We start from the raw sequence: 17,141 nt of genomic DNA, 5'->3' as shown, positions 1-17,141 counted from the left end.
TGGCGGTCGCCAACTATGCGAGTGTCCTGGAGCGTGTGCGATGAGTGATCTCACCGGGAAAAGTGACCTGACCCTGAAGGCGGTGTTCGTCGACGCGTTGGACCGGTTCGGTGCGCGTCCCGCCCGTTTCGGCCGGCGGCGGGTAGACGGCGGCAAGTACCGACTGGTGGGTGACCCATCCCGCGACGGTATGGCCGTCGCTGGTGAGCACGGGCAGGCCCGGGGCGCCGGGGTCGTCGGTGAGTGCATGCAGGGCGGTGGCGACACTGTCGTCGACGGTGAGGGCGGGAGGGCGGACAGCGAGGTCGCCAGCGGCGCGCTGCTCGGCCCGGGCGTCGGTCTCGAGGGCGTGGGTGACGGCCGGTGTGGTGATGATCCCCTGGTAGTGCCCGTGTCCGTCGGTGACGGGGCGGGCGGGGAACGGCGAGCCGGCGAGCAGGGCGGCGACCTCGGAGAGGAGCGCGCCGGCCGGGACCGGCGGGGGCGGTGACCGCATCGCGGCGGTGGCCGGGATGGCCCGCAGGCGGCGCAGGTCGTGGGAGGCGTCGAGGTCGACGCCACGGCGGGTCAGCTTCAGGGTGTAGATGGTGTCGGTGCTCAGGAGCCGGCTGGTCAGGGTGGCGACGACGACGGCGGTCATCAGGGGGAGGATGATCGTGTACTCGCCGGTGAGCTCGAACAGGATGAGCACGGCGGTGATGGGCGCGCGGGCCGCGCCGGCGAAGACGGCACCCATGCCGACCAGGGCGTAGGCCCCGACAGGGGCGATGGTGCCCGGGGCGATATGGTGGGCGAGGGTGCCGAAGGCGGCGCCGGTGGACGCGCCGATGAACAGGGACGGGGCGAAGACGCCGCCGGAGCCGCCGATGCCGATGGTGAGACTCGTGGCCACGATCTTCCCGCCGATGAGGACGAGCAGGAACCACAGGGCGTACCCGCCGTGAACGGTGTGTTCGAGGACCGGGTAGCCGACGCCATACATCTGGGGCAGGGCGAGCAGGACGGTGCCGAGGAGCAGGCCGCCGACAGCGGGGCGTAGCCATTCGGGGCCGCGCCAGGCCCAGTCGCAGAGGTCCTCGATGAGATAGAGCAGGCGGGTGAACAGCACGCCGGTTAGGCCGGCCACCACGCCGAGCAGGATGAACAGGGGGTATTCGCCCTGGCTGTGAAGGGCGAAGGTGGGCAGGCTGAGAAAGGGAGTGTCACCGAAGGCGGCGCGCCCGATGACGCTGGCGGTGACGGCGGCCAGCACGACGACGCCGAAGGCCTCGGCGGTGAAGGTCCGCAGGATCACCTCCAGGGCGAACAGGACGCCGGCGACGGGGGCGTTGAAGGTGGCGGCGATGCCGCCGGCGGCGCCGCAGGCGACGAGGATCGGCAGCCGGCGGCCCGGCACGCGCAGGAGCTGGCCGAGAGCCGACCCGAGGGACGCGCCGATCTGCACGATCGGGCCTTCCCGGCCGACCGACCCTCCGGCACCGATGCACAACGCCGAGGCCAGTGACTTCACCGCCGAGACGCGGGGGGAGATGCGGCCGTCGCGTTCGGCGACGGCGGACATCACTTCGGGGACTCCGTGGCCGCGGGCCTCCCGGGCGAACCGGTGGATGAGCGGTCCGTAGACCAAGCCTCCGATCACCGGGACGGCCAGCAGGAACCAGAAACCCAGGTCCGGGATGTGGGGGTTGGGCAGCCGTCCGCCGACCGAGCAGTCCGCCCGGCCGCAGAACACCTCTGTGAAGAGGTTGATCAGCCCGCGGAAGGCGACCGCGCCGAGCCCGACCCCCGCGCCGATCATGACGGCCAGGGCCGCGAGGACGGCGCCGGCTCGGTGCTGGTAGATCTCCGGACGGGCTGCCCATCGGGTGGAGATCCCGCGTGACGTCACCGGCATGTTTGCACCATACAACTGTTGCTTTGTGCTTGCCATGATCCGGTCCGAGTAGAGATCGCGTTGCGCGGTAAAACGGTGACATGGCATGCCCGCCGGATGGCTCCRCCCTGCCGCCCTCGGTTCCCGACCCCGCGGGAGTGCCGGGCGTGGACGTCGACGAGGTCACCGATGCGGTCCTGACGGCATCCCGGCTGCTGGTGGCGGTGTCGGCCCGCTCGATCGCCGCCGTCGGCGAGGATGTCACCCTGCCGCAGTTCCGGATGCTCGTCGTGCTCGCCGGGCGTGGACCGCAACGCGCCGGGGAGCTCGCCGAGTCGCTTGACGTGCACCCCTCCACGGCCACCCGGATGGCCGACCGGCTCGTCGTTGCCGGGCTGATCCTCCGGGTCGGCAACCCGCGTAACCGGCGGGAGGTCATCGTCGAGCTGACCGGGCCGGGCCGGCGCCTCGTCGACGAGGTCACCGCCCGGCGCCGGGCCGAGATCGCGACGATCGTCGCCCGGCTCGCTCCGGACGTGCGGGGCAGCCTGGTCGGCGCGTTGCGCGCCTTCGCGGACGCCGGCGGCGAACCGGCGGCGATATCCGGTCGGGACGCCTCGGCCCTCGGCTGGACCTGACCGGCCTTCGCGGGTGGCCGACAAAATCTTCGACCCAAATCTTCGACGTCACGTAGAACATTCGGTCGGGAAGGCTCCTACACTCTGACGGCATGGAGGCGTCCGCCGGAGCGGGGGCACGCGTGATGCGAACAACCGTGTTCGCCGGCACATGCGTGGCCCTCTCCGCGCTTGCCCATCTCGCCGGGCACGGTTCCGCCCCGGCCGGGCCGGGTGGAGATCCCCTGGGGTATCTCATCCGAATCATCGCCGAAAGTGACGGGTTCGCGTCACACCGTGTCGCCGGGGTAGTACCCAGTCTGGAGTTCTCCCATGCCCTACATGCCGGCGCCTCGCGCCACCCGGTTCCGCCGTGGCCTGTCCACCCCCGCCGGGACCGACCGCCCGTTCCTTCCTCCCGGCCGGACATTCCTCGTTCCCGTCCTCCCCCTCGTCCTTCTCGTCGCTCTCGTAGCGATCTCCAGCTGTTCCTCGGGAGGCTCCTCGGCGGGCCCGTTGGTGCGCGGCGCATCCACGTCACCGAGCGCGGGGATCCGCGGCACCACGCTCGGCGCACCGATCGCGATGCCGGACCTGCGTCTGACGGACACCGCCGGGCGGCCCTACGACCTGCGCCCGCATGCCGCGGGCCGGCTCACCCTGCTGTTCTTCGGCTACACCCACTGCCCGGACATCTGCCCGACGACGATGGCCGATCTCGCCGCCGCGTTGACGCAGGTCTCCCCGGCCGTGCGCCGGCAGACGAGCGTCGTGTTCGTCACCTCGGACCCGGCGCGGGACACCCCGCCGGTGATCCGCCACTGGCTGGACATGTTCGACCACACCTTCGTCGGCCTGACCGGTGACGTGAAGACCATCGACACCGCCGCGCGCAGCGTCGGGGTGCCGCTGGAGCCGCCGCGACGGCAGGCCGACGGGAGCTACACCGTGGACCACGGTGCTCAGGTCCTGGCATTCACGCCGAAGGGCCAGGCGCGTGTCGTCTACCTCGCCGGCACCCCGGTGGCCGACTACGCCCATGACCTCCCGCTGCTCCTGCGGGGCGACGCGTGACCGGCGACGCGCCGACCGACGCGCCGACCGACGCGCCGACCGGAAGCCCGGGAGCCGCGCCGGTCGACGAGCGCGGACGGCCGGGGCCGGACCGCCGTCGGCTGCTGGGCGGCGCCGGGCTGCTCGGCCTCGGTGGCGGAGTCGTCCTCGGCACGGGGGTCGCCCTGGGCACGCAACGCCTGCTACCGGACCGGCCGAACCCGGTCGAGGCGGCTCGCCGCGCCGCGGTGGCCGCCGTGGCCGGTGACGGCCGTCACCAGCCCGGGATCGCCGAACGGGCCCCCGCGCATCTGATCTTCACCGCCTACGACCTGATCTCGACCGAGCCGACGGCGGTCCGATCCGCCCTCGCCGCGCTGCTGCGGACCTGGACGTCGGCCTCGGCGGTGTTGATGCGCGGCGAACCGACCGCCGGCGCCGAGCGGGACACGGCGGGGCTCGGGCCGGCCGCCTTGACGGTCACCGTCGGGCTCGGCGCGTCAGCGTTGCGCCGCGCCGGCCTCGACACGCGGATTCCCGGTCCGCTCGCGGACATCCCTGCCCTGCCCGGCGACCGGATCGACGCGGCCCGTGGCGGCGGGGACCTCGCCGTGCAGGTCTGCGCGGAGGACCCGATGGTCGCTTACTCGGCGGCCCGCCAACTGCGTCGCATCGCCGCTGCGTACGTCCAGCCTCGCTGGGTGCAGCGAGGGTTCCAGCGCACCGCGGCCGGTGCCGCCGACCCCGATGCCACCCCGCGTAACCTGATGGGGCAGGTCGACGGCACCGACAATCCCCGGCCGGGCACGGCACAGTTCGACCTCGCGGTGTGGGCCGCCGACGGGCCGGCATGGATGCGAGGCGGGACCTACGTCGTCTGCCGGCGGATCCGCATGCTGCTCGACAGCTGGGACCGGCTGACCGAGGCGGCGCAGAGCGAGGTCATCGGCCGGCGCAAGTCCGATGGCGCACCGCTGTCCGCCCCGCCCGCCGACCAGGGCGGGGGCGAGACGACAGCGCCGGACTTCGCCGCCCGCACTGCCGACGGCCGGCCCGCGATCGCCGTCAACGCCCACATCCGACTGGCCCATCCGCAGTTCCACGGCGGCGTCGCGATGTTCCGCCGCGGCTACTCCTACGACGACGGCCTCGACGCCACCGGTGAACCGGACGCGGGGCTGTTCTTCCAAGCCTACCAGGCCGACCCACGTACCGCCTTCGTTCCCGTCCAGCGCGCCCTCGCCGCCTCCGACGCGTTGAGCACCTTCATCCGGCATACCTCCAACGCCCTGTTCGCCATCCCACCCGCCCCGCCGCCGGGCGGCTTCCTCGCTCAGCAGCTCCTCGATGGCGCATGAGCGCACCCCGACCTCGCGGAGACACCATGACCCGGGACACCTCATCTCTGATCGATCTCGGCGAGCGCGGAAGGYGTGGGCGCCGTGCCCGGGTCGCGCTGGCCGCTGTCACTGTCATGGCGGGGGCGGCGGCCGCGGCCACCTGGTGGACCCGCCGCCAGYCGACGACACCCCTGTTGCCGGTTTCGTGGTGCCGCTGGGGCCAGGGCGACGGRCCGCCCCCGCTGACCCCGGCGCGTCTGGTGGACACCTGGCAGCTTGACGCGGCCGCGCTCGCCTTCCTCGTGCCGGTCACTGTCCTGTACCTGTGGGGCGTCGCCCGGGTCCGCGCCCGCCATCCCGCGCGGTCCTGGCCCTGGCCCCGCACCTGCGCCCACCTCGCCAGTGTCGCGGTGGTGGTCCTCGCGACGAGCAGCGCCGTCGGCGTCTACGATGAAGCGCTGTTCAGCATGCACATGGTCCAGCATCTGATGCTGATCATGGTGGCGCCACCGCTGTTCGTCGCGGGCCGGCCCCTCATCCTCCTGCTGCACGCTGTCGGCAACCCCCTGCACACCAGGGTCCGTAAGATGATCCGCTCATGGCCGGTCAGCGTCCTGGTCTCCCCGCCCGCCGCCCTCGCCGGCTACGCCATCACGATCATCGGAACCCACCTCACCGGCTTCATGAACGAGGCGATGGCCCGGCCCTGGCTCGGCCAGCTCGAACACGTTCTCTACCTCGCTGCCGGCTACCAGTTCTTCGTGCTGCTCGTCGGCGACGAACCGATCCGCTGGCGGTTGTCCATGCCCGGCCGGCTCGCGCTCGTCATCCTGTCCATGGGCGTCGACACCCTCGTCGGCGTCGTCCTGCTACAGTCCCGCACCCCGATTGCCATGGCACCGCACACCTGGGGCAGCAGCCCCCTGCTGGACACTCAGACCGGCGGCGCTATCATGTGGGTCGTCGGTGACGGGATCATGGTTGTGCTCATCGTGCTGCTGTTTCGGGTATGGACGCGTAAACCCGAGCCGGTGCGCCGGGCCCGTTCGAGCTGGCTGGAACGGGCCCGTACCGCGACCTTTGCCACCCACACCGGCCACGAACCCGCCCCCACCACCATGGTGGTCGCCAGACCGGCCGCCCGGGCGCGATCCGTCGACCTCGACGATGATGAGGCGAGCTGGCGGGCGTACAATGACTGGCTCGCTCGCCTGGACACGACCCGTTGACCTGGGCGGGCACGACCGTTGACCGGTGCGACCGCGGTAGCCGAGACCGTGGCAGCCTCAGCGGCAGGACCGCCTCCCGGTCGTCATGGATCGGTCCTCTCCCGTTCCCTGCTCGCCACTGGGTGGCGAGCGGCGGGCTGATGGACGTACAGCTCGCGCCGCCGCGGGGTCATGGCCGCGGGGACGGGCTCCGGCAGCCGGTAGCGGGCGGGATGCTGGTGCTCGGCGTACAGCCGGCCGGCATTGTAGACCCGGGGGAATTTCCAGAGCATCCGTGGGAAGTTCGTCTGGCCACGCGCCAGGTTCGCGGCGACGATCCGGGCGGTCGCGGCARGCGCCTTCGCGCCCAGGTGTTTGCGGTTGAGGACCGCCTGGGTGGCGACGAGCTCGCGGTAGAAGCGGTCGAGGGGGAGCCGGGTGGGGACGACGGCGTGCTGGATGTCGAACAGCCGGTAGTCCAGGGTGGTGAGCCGCCGGGACTGGGTGTGCCAGATCTCCGTACCCGGATAGGGGGTGCACACCGTGAGATGCACGATTTCCGGCACCGACAACGCCCATTCGCGGAMGAGACGGAACTGCTTCTCGTCCCAGTCCGGGTCGGCGATGAGGTTCACCGCGACCGTGATGCCGATCTTTCGGGCAACTTCGAGGGCGCGGATGTTCTCGTCCGGGGAGATCCGCTTGTGGTAGAGGTCCAAGCCGTCCGCGTCGAGGGCTTCCATGCCCAGAAACATGTATTCGAGGCCGAGGCGGCGCCAGCGCTCGAACACCTCGGGATGGCGCAGCAGGACGTCGCTACGGGTTTCCAGATAGTACCGTTTGCGAATCCCTCGGCGTTCGACCTGATCGGCGATGGCCATGCCGTGTTCAGGCCTGATGAAGGCGACGTCATCGACGATGAAGACGTTCGGTTCCCGGATGGCGGACAGTTCCTCGCCGGCCGCGTCCGGGGAGAGGCGGCGGTAGCTGCGGCCGTAGAAGGTCCAGGCGCTGCAGAAGGAGCAGTCCCATGGGCAGCCGCGAGTGAACTCGACCGAGGCGCACGGGTCCAGTTCCCCGATGAAGTAGCGGCGGCGGTGGGCCAGCAGATGGCGGGCCGGTAGCGGCTCGTCGAGGCCGGGTAGCAGGGCCGGGGTCGGGCCCGCCCCGTCGGCGGTGACCGCGCCCGGGACGTCCGCGAGACGGGCGCGGTCGGCTTCGAGGATGCGTGGGGCGACCACTTCGCCCTCGCCGCGCGCGACCACATCGAGTGCGCCGTCGCACTGCTTCAGCAGGTGCTCGGCGATGAAGGAGACGCTGTGGCCGCCGGCCACGACCAGGCAGTCGGGCAGTTCCCGCTTCGCCCGGTGCGCGAACTCGATGACCTCGGGGACGTTCGCGAGATAGTTCACCCCGAACATCACCGCGTCGGGACGGCACTTTCGCAGGTGGCGCGCGTAGGCGGCCGGTTTCTCCACCTGAAGATCGAGCATGCTCACCTCGTGGCCCGCGGCGAGCAGCGCGGCCGCCACCCGTTCCAGCCCCAGCGGTTCGAGCCGTAGGAAGATCTTCGAGTACATCAGCGCGCTGGGATGAACCAGCAGGACACGCATGTTGCTCCTCTCGCCTGTTCGGGGACGGATCTAGGTGTTCGAGGGCGGGCCTGGGCGGATCGGACTGATGCGGACTGATGCGGTCCCGCCCCGAACGTGCGTGCCGGGGACCCTGCGTGCCGGGTACTGCCCGTGGGTCGCCCGTGGGTCGCTCTCCGCCCGGGCGCCGACTCCGCGTCGCCTGTCATCTTCCTGTTCCTGCCCCGGGATGCCGGCATGACTCGGGAACGAACCTTACATTCGGCTGACAATGACGTCGGTGCGTCGGGCGACGGTCCTTCAACGGCACGAGAGACCGGCCGGGACCGGCCGCGACGAACGGGTTTGACGGTGGCGTGCACCGTCCATACCCAGACTCACGGTGCTGGTGCGAGCGGCGGTCGGCTGATCGATGGGTGGGAGGGAAGCGCAGCTATGTCACAGGTCGCGGACTATGTCCTGCAGCGGTTGACCGGCTGGGGTGTTCACCGCATATTCGGCTATCCCGGGGACGGCATCAACGGCTTCCTCGGGGCTTTCGACCGGGCCGGCGGTGATCCTGGGTTCCTGCAGACCCGGCACGAGGAGATGGCGGCGTTCATGGCCTGCGCGCACGCCAAGTTCACCGGTGAGGTAGGCGCGTGTGTCGCGACCTCCGGCCCGGGGGCGATCCATCTGCTCAACGGTCTCTACGACGCCCGGCTCGACCATCAGCCGGTGCTGGCGATCGTCGGCCAGCAGCGGCGGACCTCCCTCGGCGCCCACTACCAGCAGGAAATCGATCTGATCTCGCTGTTCAAGGACGTCACCGAGTACGTGCAGTACTGCATGGCCCCGCCCAGCGCCCGTCATCTCGTCGATCGGGCGATGAAGACAGCGCTGTCCAGCCGGGCGCCGGTCTGCCTGATCTTCCCGGAGGATGTCCAGGAGGAGAAGTACACCGAGCCTCCGCATGAGCACGGGGCGGTGCGGACCAGCATTGGCTGGACGAAACCACGCATCCTGCCGGATCCGGACGAGGTGCGCCGCGCCGCCGCCGTGCTGAATCGGGGCCGCCGGGTGGCGATGTTGATCGGGCAAGGGGCGGCCGGCGCCCGCGAGGAGGTGACGGAGGCCGCCGACCTGCTCGGCGCGGGTGTCGCCAAGGCCCTGCTCGGCAAGGATGCGCTCCCCGATACCCTGCCGTTCGTGACCGGCCCCATCGGGCTGCTCGGCAGCGAAGCCAGCCACAAGATGGTGATGGGCGCCGACACGCTCCTCCTGGTCGGGACGAGCTTCCCCTACTCGGAGTGGCTGCCGCGGGAGGGCCAGGCCGCCGGCGTCCAGATCGATATCGACGGCCGGATGATCGGTATTCGTTATCCGATGGATGTTCATCTCGTCGGCGACGCGGCCGAGACGCTGCGCCAGTTGATTCCCCTGCTCATCCGCAAGGAGGACCGTTCCTGGCGGCGGTTCATCGAACGGGAGGTGGCGACCTGGCAGCGGGTGCTGGCGGACCGGGCCAGGCTGCGGGCGGATCCGATGAACCCGCAGATCGTCGCGTACGAGTTGGACAAGCGACTGCCCGATAACGCGATCCTCACCGCGGACTCCGGGTCGGCGACCACCTGGTGGGCCCGTTACCTGCGCATCCGTGGGGACATGAAGGCGTCGTTGTCGGGAACCCTGGCGACCATGCTGCCCGGAGTGCCCTACGCGGTGGCGGCGAAGCTGGCCTATCCGGAACGACCGGTGATCGCGTTCGTCGGCGACGGGGCGTTCTCGATGCTGGGCATGAACGAGCTGTTCACGGTCAAGCGGTACTGGGAGAGGATGAACACCGATCCGCGGCTGGTGTTCACCGTGTTCGTGAACGAGGACCTCAACCAGGTCTCCTACGAGCAGCGGGTGATGGCGGGTGATCGGATCAATGTCGAGACGCAGAAGATCCCGTATGTGCCGGCGGCGGATTTCGCCCGGCTCCTCGGTTTCACCGGGATCCGCTGCGACTCGCCGGACAAGATCGGTGCCGCGTGGRAACAGGCGCTGGCTGCGGACCGGCCGGTTGTGCTTGAGGTCGTTGTCGACGCGAAGGTGCCGCCGCTGCCGCCGCACGTCCGGCCCGAGCAGATGCGCAAGACCGCCCGGGCGTTCCTGCAGGGCGACCCAGAGGCCGTCGGCATCGCCGTGCAGGGCTTCAAGGGCAAGTGGCAGGAGGCGAGGGAGCACCTCCCGCACGCCGCCCGCAGGTAGTTTCCCCACCTGCGATCTGCCCGTTCCCGCCACCCCGCCCGGGGAGGCCATCCCCTACCTCGGGCCCCTACCTCGGGAGGTAGCCGCTGTGCCGGCGATCGAGCGCCTGGGCATCGCGGCCTGTGCCGTGCCGAGGTGCCGTGTCGGCAGCTGTCGTGCCGGCAGCGGAACCCCTACGTCGTGCCGACAGCCGAGGGAGTGACAGCCCGGTCCGGGGAGTGGCGGGGCAGGGAAGGGGGTGGGCATGCCGGATGTGGAGGGCACGCGCCGATGACAGCGGAGCGGAGCGAGCGGGACGATAATCCGGGGCTGGTGCCGACGCTGCGTGAGTTCGCCCTGCTCGCGGACGGGGAACGGGGTGCGCTGATCGGCCCGGACGGCCGCGTGTGTTGGATGTGCGTGCCCTCGTGGGCGGACGACGCGGTGTTCTCGACGCTGATCGGTGGCGCCGGCTCCTACTCGGTGACTCCGGCGACCGCCTTCACCTGGGGCGGTTACTACGAGGACCGGTCGTTGATCTGGCACAGCCGGTGGGTGACGCGGGCGGGCGTGGCGGAGTGCCGGGAGGCTCTCGCCCTCCCCGGGCGGCGGCACCGTGCGGTGCTGCTGCGCCGGATTCTCGGGGTCGAGGGGACCGTGCCGGTGCGGGTGACGCTGGATCCGCGTCCCGGGTTCGGCCGGCGGGCGGTGGCGGGGCTGCGGCAAGACGGGCTGGACGGGCCGGACGGGCCGGACGGGGTGGAGGCCTGGTGCGGGCGAGTCGGCGAGCTGGAGCTGCGCTGGTCGGGACGGCTCGCGGCGGTCGCCCGGATCGACCATGATGCGGGCGGTGGCAGTCTCGTCGCGGAGCGCCTGGTGCGGGCCGGCGACTGTCTCGATCTTGTGCTGGAGCTCGGTGAGCTGCCGGCGGACCGTCCGGTCCCGGACGTGCTGTGGGCCGAGACGAAGCGGGCCTGGCGGTCCGCGGTACCGGAGCTGTCGAGCCTGGCCGGTGTCCGCGAGGCTCAGCACGCGGTCGCGGTGCTGCGCGGGCTGACCGGCGGCGGGCACGGGATGGTGGCCGCGGCCAGCACCTCCCTGCCCGAGCGGGCCCGTCAGGGCCGCGACTACGACTATCGGTATGTCTGGATCCGAGATCAGTGCTACGCGGGGCTGGCGGCCGCGCGGGCCGGCCTCGACGGGCTGCTCGACGACGCCGTCACGTTCGTCACCGAACGGCTGTTGGCGGACGGCCCGAACCTGCGTCCGGCCTACACCGCCCGCGGTGGCCCGATCCCGGACGAGCGCCGACTCGATCTGCCGGGGTACCCCGGCGGCGACGACGTGGTCGGGAACAAGGTCGGCCACCAGTTCCAGCTGGACGTCTTCGGGGAGGCGGCGCTGCTGCTGGCGGCCGCGGCGCGGCGGGGCCGGCTGACCGATGACGCCCGGCGGGCCGCGGCGGTGACCGCCGGGGTGATCGCGGCACGCTGGCGGATCCCGGACACAGGGGTCTGGGAGCTGGAGCCGCGGCACTGGACGCACAGCCGGTTGACCTGCGCGGCAGGGCTGCTCGCCTTGGCCGGCGTGGACGGCGCCGGGGTGGGGGAGGCCGACGGCTGGCGGGCGCTGGCAAGGCGGCTGCTCAGCGCCGCCCGCGAGGAGATGCGGCATTCGAGCGGGCGCTGGCAGCGGGCGACCGACGACCCGCGGGTGGACGCGGCGCTGCTGCTGCCCGCGGTGCGGGGAGCGGTCGACGTCCGCGACCCGGTGTCGGTGGCGACGCTGCGGGCGGTGGCCGAGCAGCTGACCGACGACGGCTACGTCTACCGATTCGATCATGCCGGGATCCGGCTCGGGGTGGCCGAAGGGGCCTTCCTGCTGTGCGGCTTCTGGCTGGCGCTGGCCTACCACCGTGCCGGCCGGCACGATCAGGCCCGGCGGTACTTCGAGCGTGGCCGCGCCGCCTGCGGGCCGCCCGGCATCTACGCCGAGGAGTTCGATGTCACTCAGCGCCAGCTGCGTGGCAACATTCCCCAGGCGTTCGTCCATGYCCTGGTTCTGGAGACTGCCGCCACCCTCCGACCCCTCGACGGCACCGACCCGGGATGAGGCGTCTCGGTCACGGCCCGGCGGCGGTCGCGGATCTGTGGGGAGTGGATTTTCCGGTGGCCGGGCGTTTCAACGCGGCGGAGGTTGGTAGAGACGTGATGCACTGCCGGTACATCCATACGCCGACGAGCGGGTGAGCCATTCGTAGCGGGTGATCCTGGCGGCATGTCCGGTTGTCGAGACCGCCCGTTTTCGCTGGCTTGAATAGTATGCGAGGAGGAACTCGTGCCCGACGTGGCCGTGTCTGGTCGGATGGYCCGATGACGGTCGAGGTCCGTCCTTTTCCGCCGAGTGTCGGGGAGCAGCGAGGGGAGCCGCCGACGGCCCTGGACATCCTCGGTACGACCGATCACAAGTCGATCGGTCTGATGTATCTGGTGACCTCGTTCGGGTTCTTCCTATTCGCCGGGATCCTCGCGATGCTAATGCGGGGGGAACTGGCCCGGCCCGGTCTACAGATCGTCTCGAACGAGCGGTACAACCAGTTTTTTACGATCCACGGCACGGTGATGATGCTGTTGTTCGCGACCCCGCTGTTCTCCGCGTTCGCGAACTATCTTGTCCCGTTGCAGATCGGGGCGCCTGACATCGCCTTCCCCCGGTTGAACGCCTTGGGCTACTGGCTGTATCTGGTCGGCGGTCTGATCGTCGTCTCCGGGTTCCTGACCCGGGGCGGGGCGGCGGACTTCGGCTGGTTCGCGTACTCCCCGTTGACCTCGGCGCAGTACTCGCCGCACCTCGGCGGTGATCTGTGGGCGGTGGGCCTGGTGATGTCCGGGCTGAGCACCGTGCTGGCGAGCGTCAACTTCATCACCACGATCATCACGCTGCGCGCGCCGGGCATGCTCCTGTTCCGAATGCCGATATTCACCTGGAACGTGCTGATTACGTCGGTGCTGGCGCTGCTCGCGTTCCCGGTCCTCACCGCGGCCCTGCTGGCGCTGGAGGCCGATCGCCGGTTCGGCGCCCACGTGTACGACGCGAGCAACGGAGGAGCGATCCTCTGGCAGCACCTTTTCTGGTTCTTCGGTCATCCCGAGGTCTACATCGTCGCGCTGCCCTTCTTCGGCATCGTCACGGAGATCCTGCCGGTGTTCAGCCGTAAACCGATTTTCGGGTACCRGGGGTTGGTCTTCGCGACCGTGGGAATCGGCGCGCTGTCGATGGCGGTGTGGGCGCACCACATGTTCGCGACCGGTGCCGTGCTGCTGCCGTTCTTCTCTCTGCTGTCCTTTCTGATCGCCGTCCCGACCGGGGTGAAGTTCTTCAACTGGATCGGCACCATGTGGCGCGGAACGATCATCCTGAACACGCCAATGCTGTTCTCGATCGGATTCCTTATCACCTTCCTGTTCGGTGGGCTGACCGGGGTCACCCTGGCCAGCCCACCCATCGACTTTCACGTCACCGACAGCTATTACGTCGTGGGTCATCTGCACTATGTCCTGTTCGGGACAATCGTCTTCTCCGCGTTCGCCGGTGTGTACTTCTGGTTCCCCAAGGTGACGGGAAGGTTCCTGAACGAGAAGTTGGGGAAGCTGCACTTCTGGAGTCTTCTCGTCGGTTTCCACGTGACGTTTCTGCCGATGCACTGGCTGGGTGTCAGGGGAATGCCGCGGCGGGTCGCCGACTACCTGCCCACCGACGGTTTCACCACGCTGAACACGATCGAGAGTGCCGGCTCCTTCCTGCTCGGCCTGTCCACCCTACCGTTTCTGTACAATGTTTGGCGGTCGCTGCGGCATGGTGACCCGGCGACCAGTGGTGACGCCTGGGGCTACGGGAACTCGTTGGAATGGGCGACGTCCTGCCCACCACCGAAGCACAACTTTCACCAGATACCCCGTATCCGATCCGAGCGGCCGGCCTTCGACCTGAACCACCCCCGGCAGGGGCCGGAGGGGCGGGAAGGTCGCCAGCGGCAGCCGCGCCGGGTCGACCAGAGGCACCGGCGCGAGCTGGCCTCCGTCGAGGGGGAGACGGCCTCGCGGCGTGATACCGCGGTGGACCCGGACGCGGCCGGGTGATTACCTCCGCCCGGCTGTTCGCCGTTCTGGCTCTGTTCTTCCTGGTCACCGGCGGGGTGTACCTGTTCACCGGACATGACCCGGCAGGTGCGGCCGCGCTCATCTTCAGCATGGTGATGAGCCTGTTGGTCGCTGGATTCCTCTGGTACACCGGCCGGCGCAGCCGCCTGCCCGCCGACGACAGCCAGATCGAGATCCCCGAGGGGGCCGGTGACATCGGCTTCTTCAGCCCGTTCAGCTACTGGCCGGCGGCGATTGCGGTCAGTTTCGGGCTGCTCCTGCTGGGGCCGATCATCAGCTACTGGCTGCTGTTCATCGGTGGCGTGCTGACCGCGATCACCATCGTGGGCCTGGTGTTCCAGCACGAATCCACCGATGAGAAGAACTCGCAGGACGCCGCCCGGGGTCACGGCACCTCCGCACCGGGCGAGGGCCGGTGATGGTCGATACAGGGGCGCCGGTGAAGGCCGGTGAAGGCCGGTGGGGGCCGCCACGGCGGCGTACGGCGATGAGCCCGAAGGAGGAGTATATGATCTTTCCACGCGGTCTGGCGCTCTCTGCGGCGTTCGCGACGCTTGCCGGTGCGCTGTTCGCTGTCGATGCCGTGGTCGTGACGAGCCGGGCACTGGGTGACACCCTCGTGCTCGCCGGCGCCGTGTTCGCCTTCGGGGGCGTGATGGCACTGCTTCCGCGGGGACGGCGTTGACTCCGGCGGGCTCCGCCGACGCGGAGCGACCGCAGCGACCGCAGCGACCGGCTGGACCAGACGGGGCAGCCCGGCCCGGCGGGCCCGGGGGCGTGGCGGGGATAGCGGCCTGCCTGTCGCTCTCGCTCGTCGGCGCGGTGGCGTTCGCGGTGGTGAACTTCACCGGCCGGACGGGCACCGTCGGCTACAACGCGCTGCTCGGTCTCTCCCTGGGGTTGGCCATCATCGCCGCCGGCATCGGCGCGGTGCTGTGGGACAAGCGTCTCATCCCCCAGGAGGAGGCGGTCGAGGAACGTCACCCCATGGTCTCGCCGGGCGCCGAGGAGGCGGCCACCCAGCAGACCGTGGACCGGGTCGTGGCCGAGACAGGGCTGCGCCAGTTGCCGGTGCTGCGCCGGCTCGTGCTCGCCATGCTCGGCGGTTTCGGGGTGATAGCCGTGGTGCCGCTGCTCAACCTGGTCAGGCGGGCCCCGCATCGGGACCTGTTCACCACCCGCTGGTCACCCGGGGCGCGGCTGGTGACGCCGGAGGGCCGGCCGGTGCGCCTTGGCGACCTGGCGATCGGCGGCATCCTCACCGTGCTGCCTGAGGGGCATCTCGGCCTCGACGCCCAGGCGGACAGCGCGGCGCTGCTGATCAGGCTGCCCCCGGGACTGGCCACCCCGCCCCGGCAGGCCGCGGCCGGGTACGACAACCACGTCGCGTTCTCGAAGATCTGCACCCATGCGGGCTGCCCGGTGAGCATGTACATGAGCCAGCCGCATCAGCTCCAGTGCCCGTGCCACCAGTCGGTCTTCGACATGACCGACCTGGCCAGGCCGATCTTCGGCCCGGCGACCCGTGCCCTGCCCCAGCTGCCCGTCACGGTCGACGCCGATGGGTGTTTCCGAGCCCGGTCGGATTTCCCCGAACCGGTCGGGCCCGGCTTCTGGAGCCGCTCATGACCGCCACCACCGGCTCCGGGACCTCCACGCGGCGCGCGGACCGTCCCGGGCGGGAATCGCCGGGCCCCGGGCGGGAATCGCCGGTGACCGCTGCCGGTCACAAGGCGGTCGGATTCATYGACCGGCGCCTGGGCAGCGCGAGGTTCCTGCGCAGCGTGATGAACAAGGTCTTCCCCGACCACTGGTCCTTCATGATCGGCGAGATCGCGCTCTACAGCTTCGGCGTGCTCGTGGCCACCGGGGTCTACCTGACGTTCTTCTTCGAACCCAGCGAGCAGCAGACCGTCTACGACGGCTCCTACGTGCCGCTGCGCGGGGTGACGATGAGCCGTGCCTACGCCTCGACCCTCGACATCTCCTTCGACGTCCGCGCCGGCCTGGTCATCCGCCAGATCCACCACTGGGCGGCGCTGCTGTTCGTCGCGGCGATCATCGTGCACCTGTGCCGGATCTTCTTCACCGGCGCCTTCCGTCGCCCCCGGGAGATCAACTGGCTGATCGGGGTGAGCCTGCTGCTGCTCGCCATCGCCGAGGGCTTCGCCGGCTACTCCCTGCCCGACGACCTGCTGTCCGGGACCGGGGTGCGTATCGCCTACGCGATCGCCGAGTCCATCCCCGTCGTGGGAACCTGGATCGCCTGGGGCTTCTGGGGTGGCGAGTTCCCCGGCACGCACTTCATCACCCGGCTCTACGTGGTGCACATCCTGCTCGTCCCGGGTCTCCTCCTCGCGCTGATCGGCGCCCACCTGGGGATCCTGTGGCACCAGAAGCACACCCAGTTCCCCGGCCCTGGCCGGACGGAGGACAACGTTGTCGGTAGCCGGCTGTTCCCCGGCTACGCCGCCAAGTCGGTCGGTTTCCTGCTCATCACCGCCGGCCTGCTCGCGGTGCTCGGCGGCGTCGCGCAGATCAACCCGGTCTGGGCCTACGGCCCGTACACCCCCATGGACGTCTCCTCGCTGGCGCAGCCGGACTGGTACGTCGGGTTCCTCGAGGGCTCGCTGCGGCTGTTCCTGCCCTGGGAGTACCGGGGCCTCGGCCACGACGTCCCGCCCGTACTCTGGCCGGGGGTGGTCCTGCCGGGAGTGCTGTTCGGCCTGCTCGCGGCCTACCCGTTCCTGGAGGCGCTGGTCACCCGGGATCATGATCAGCACAACCTGCTGCAACGCCCCCGCCATCACCCCGACCGCACCGCGTTCGGGGTGATGGCGCTGACCTTCTACGGCGTCCTGCTGCTTGCCGGCGGCGACGACGTGTTCGCCCTCGTCCTGCACCTGTCCCTCAACGCCGTCGTCTGGGCCGGCCGCATCGGCCTGCTGGTGCTGCCACCCTTCGCCTTCTATGCCACCCGCAGGCTCTGCCGCGCCGCTGCCGCCCGCGAACGCCGGCAGGCGGCCGCTCCCGAAGAGACCGGCTGGATCCGCCTCGAACCCGCCGGCCGGTACACCGAGGTCG

At 70.4% G+C, this 17,141-nt stretch carries 13 protein-coding genes; 11 read left to right on the top strand and 2 right to left on the bottom strand.

The window, feature by feature from the left end:
* Window positions 1-13 precede the first annotated feature (13 nt).
* Window positions 14-1,894, bottom strand: a complete 1,881-nt coding sequence (locus KBI5_RS17575; RefSeq protein ID WP_051623897.1) for a chloride channel protein — start codon at window positions 1,892-1,894, stop codon at window positions 14-16.
* Between the two features lie 80 nt (window positions 1,895-1,974).
* Between KBI5_RS17575 and KBI5_RS17570 the strand changes: the two genes are divergently transcribed.
* The 4 genes from KBI5_RS17570 to KBI5_RS17555 all read left to right on the top strand — a co-directional run bounded on the left by KBI5_RS17570 (window position 1,975) and on the right by KBI5_RS17555 (window position 6,112).
* Window positions 1,975-2,511, top strand: a complete 537-nt coding sequence (locus tag KBI5_RS17570) for a MarR family transcriptional regulator (protein WP_085015861.1) — start codon at window positions 1,975-1,977, stop codon at window positions 2,509-2,511.
* A gap of 312 nt (window positions 2,512-2,823) precedes the next feature.
* Window positions 2,824-3,564 carry an SCO family protein gene (locus tag KBI5_RS17565; protein ID WP_011436909.1) on the top strand — a complete coding sequence of 247 codons (741 nt, stop codon included), beginning with the start codon at window positions 2,824-2,826 and terminating at the stop codon, window positions 3,562-3,564.
* On the top strand, window positions 3,561-4,901 hold the full coding sequence (locus KBI5_RS17560; RefSeq protein WP_085015860.1) for a Dyp-type peroxidase: 1,341 nt from the start codon (window positions 3,561-3,563) through the stop codon (window positions 4,899-4,901). The genes KBI5_RS17565 and KBI5_RS17560 overlap by 4 nt, the downstream gene beginning before the upstream one ends.
* 26 nt (window positions 4,902-4,927) lie before the next feature.
* On the top strand, window positions 4,928-6,112 hold the full coding sequence (locus tag KBI5_RS17555; protein ID WP_157902541.1) for a cytochrome c oxidase assembly protein: 1,185 nt from the start codon (window positions 4,928-4,930) through the stop codon (window positions 6,110-6,112).
* Window positions 6,113-6,195: 83 nt separating this feature from the next.
* Here KBI5_RS17555 and hpnR read toward each other — a convergent pair whose 3' ends face one another.
* The gene (hpnR, locus tag KBI5_RS17550; RefSeq protein WP_085015858.1) at window positions 6,196-7,704 is read right to left on the bottom strand and encodes a hopanoid C-3 methylase HpnR; all 1,509 of its coding nucleotides are present in this window, start codon (window positions 7,702-7,704) and stop codon (window positions 6,196-6,198) included.
* Window positions 7,705-8,118: 414 nt separating this feature from the next.
* Here hpnR and KBI5_RS17545 point away from each other — a divergent pair, with 414 nt between their 5' ends.
* The 7 genes from KBI5_RS17545 to KBI5_RS17520 form a co-directional block, all read left to right on the top strand.
* Window positions 8,119-9,918: a thiamine pyrophosphate-requiring protein gene (locus KBI5_RS17545; RefSeq protein ID WP_085015857.1), complete on the top strand. Its 1,800-nt coding sequence runs from the start codon at window positions 8,119-8,121 to the stop codon at window positions 9,916-9,918.
* A 270-nt stretch (window positions 9,919-10,188) separates the two neighbouring features.
* Window positions 10,189-12,009, top strand: a complete 1,821-nt coding sequence (locus KBI5_RS17540) for a glycoside hydrolase family 15 protein (RefSeq protein WP_085015856.1) — start codon at window positions 10,189-10,191, stop codon at window positions 12,007-12,009.
* Between the two features lie 260 nt (window positions 12,010-12,269).
* On the top strand, window positions 12,270-14,036 hold the full coding sequence (gene ctaD, locus KBI5_RS17535; protein ID WP_241882993.1) for a cytochrome c oxidase subunit I: 1,767 nt from the start codon (window positions 12,270-12,272) through the stop codon (window positions 14,034-14,036).
* Entirely contained in the window at window positions 14,033-14,476 is a 444-nt protein-coding gene (locus KBI5_RS17530; protein ID WP_011436902.1) for a cytochrome c oxidase subunit 4, read from the top strand. Before ctaD ends, KBI5_RS17530 begins: the two co-directional genes overlap by 4 nt.
* Window positions 14,477-14,565: 89 nt before the next feature.
* Entirely contained in the window at window positions 14,566-14,742 is a 177-nt protein-coding gene (locus KBI5_RS26455; RefSeq protein ID WP_157902540.1) for a hypothetical protein, read from the top strand.
* 92 nt (window positions 14,743-14,834) lie between these two features.
* Window positions 14,835-15,686: a Rieske 2Fe-2S domain-containing protein gene (locus KBI5_RS17525; protein WP_023841669.1), complete on the top strand. Its 852-nt coding sequence runs from the start codon at window positions 14,835-14,837 to the stop codon at window positions 15,684-15,686.
* The coding region (locus KBI5_RS17520; protein ID WP_085015862.1) for a ubiquinol-cytochrome c reductase cytochrome b subunit at window positions 15,683-17,141 on the top strand (1,459 nt) is incomplete at its 3' end. The genes KBI5_RS17525 and KBI5_RS17520, both read left to right, overlap by 4 nt.

This window comes from Frankia sp. KB5 (assembly GCF_002099325.1).
GTDB lineage: Bacteria > Actinomycetota > Actinomycetes > Frankiales > Frankiaceae > Frankia > Frankia casuarinae.
This window is presented reverse-complemented; position numbering and strand designations above follow the sequence as displayed.

Bases quoted from the DNA above. Each gene is read 5' to 3' on its own strand.
- KBI5_RS17575 (WP_051623897.1), bottom strand. From the start codon at position 1,894: ATGCCGGTGACGTCACGCGGGATCTCCACCCGATGGGCAGCCCGTCCG.
- KBI5_RS26455 (WP_157902540.1), top strand. From the start codon at position 14,566: ATGATCTTTCCACGCGGTCTGGCGCTCTCTGCGGCGTTCGCGACGCTT.
- KBI5_RS17565 (WP_011436909.1), top strand. From the start codon at position 2,824: ATGCCCTACATGCCGGCGCCTCGCGCCACCCGGTTCCGCCGTGGCCTG.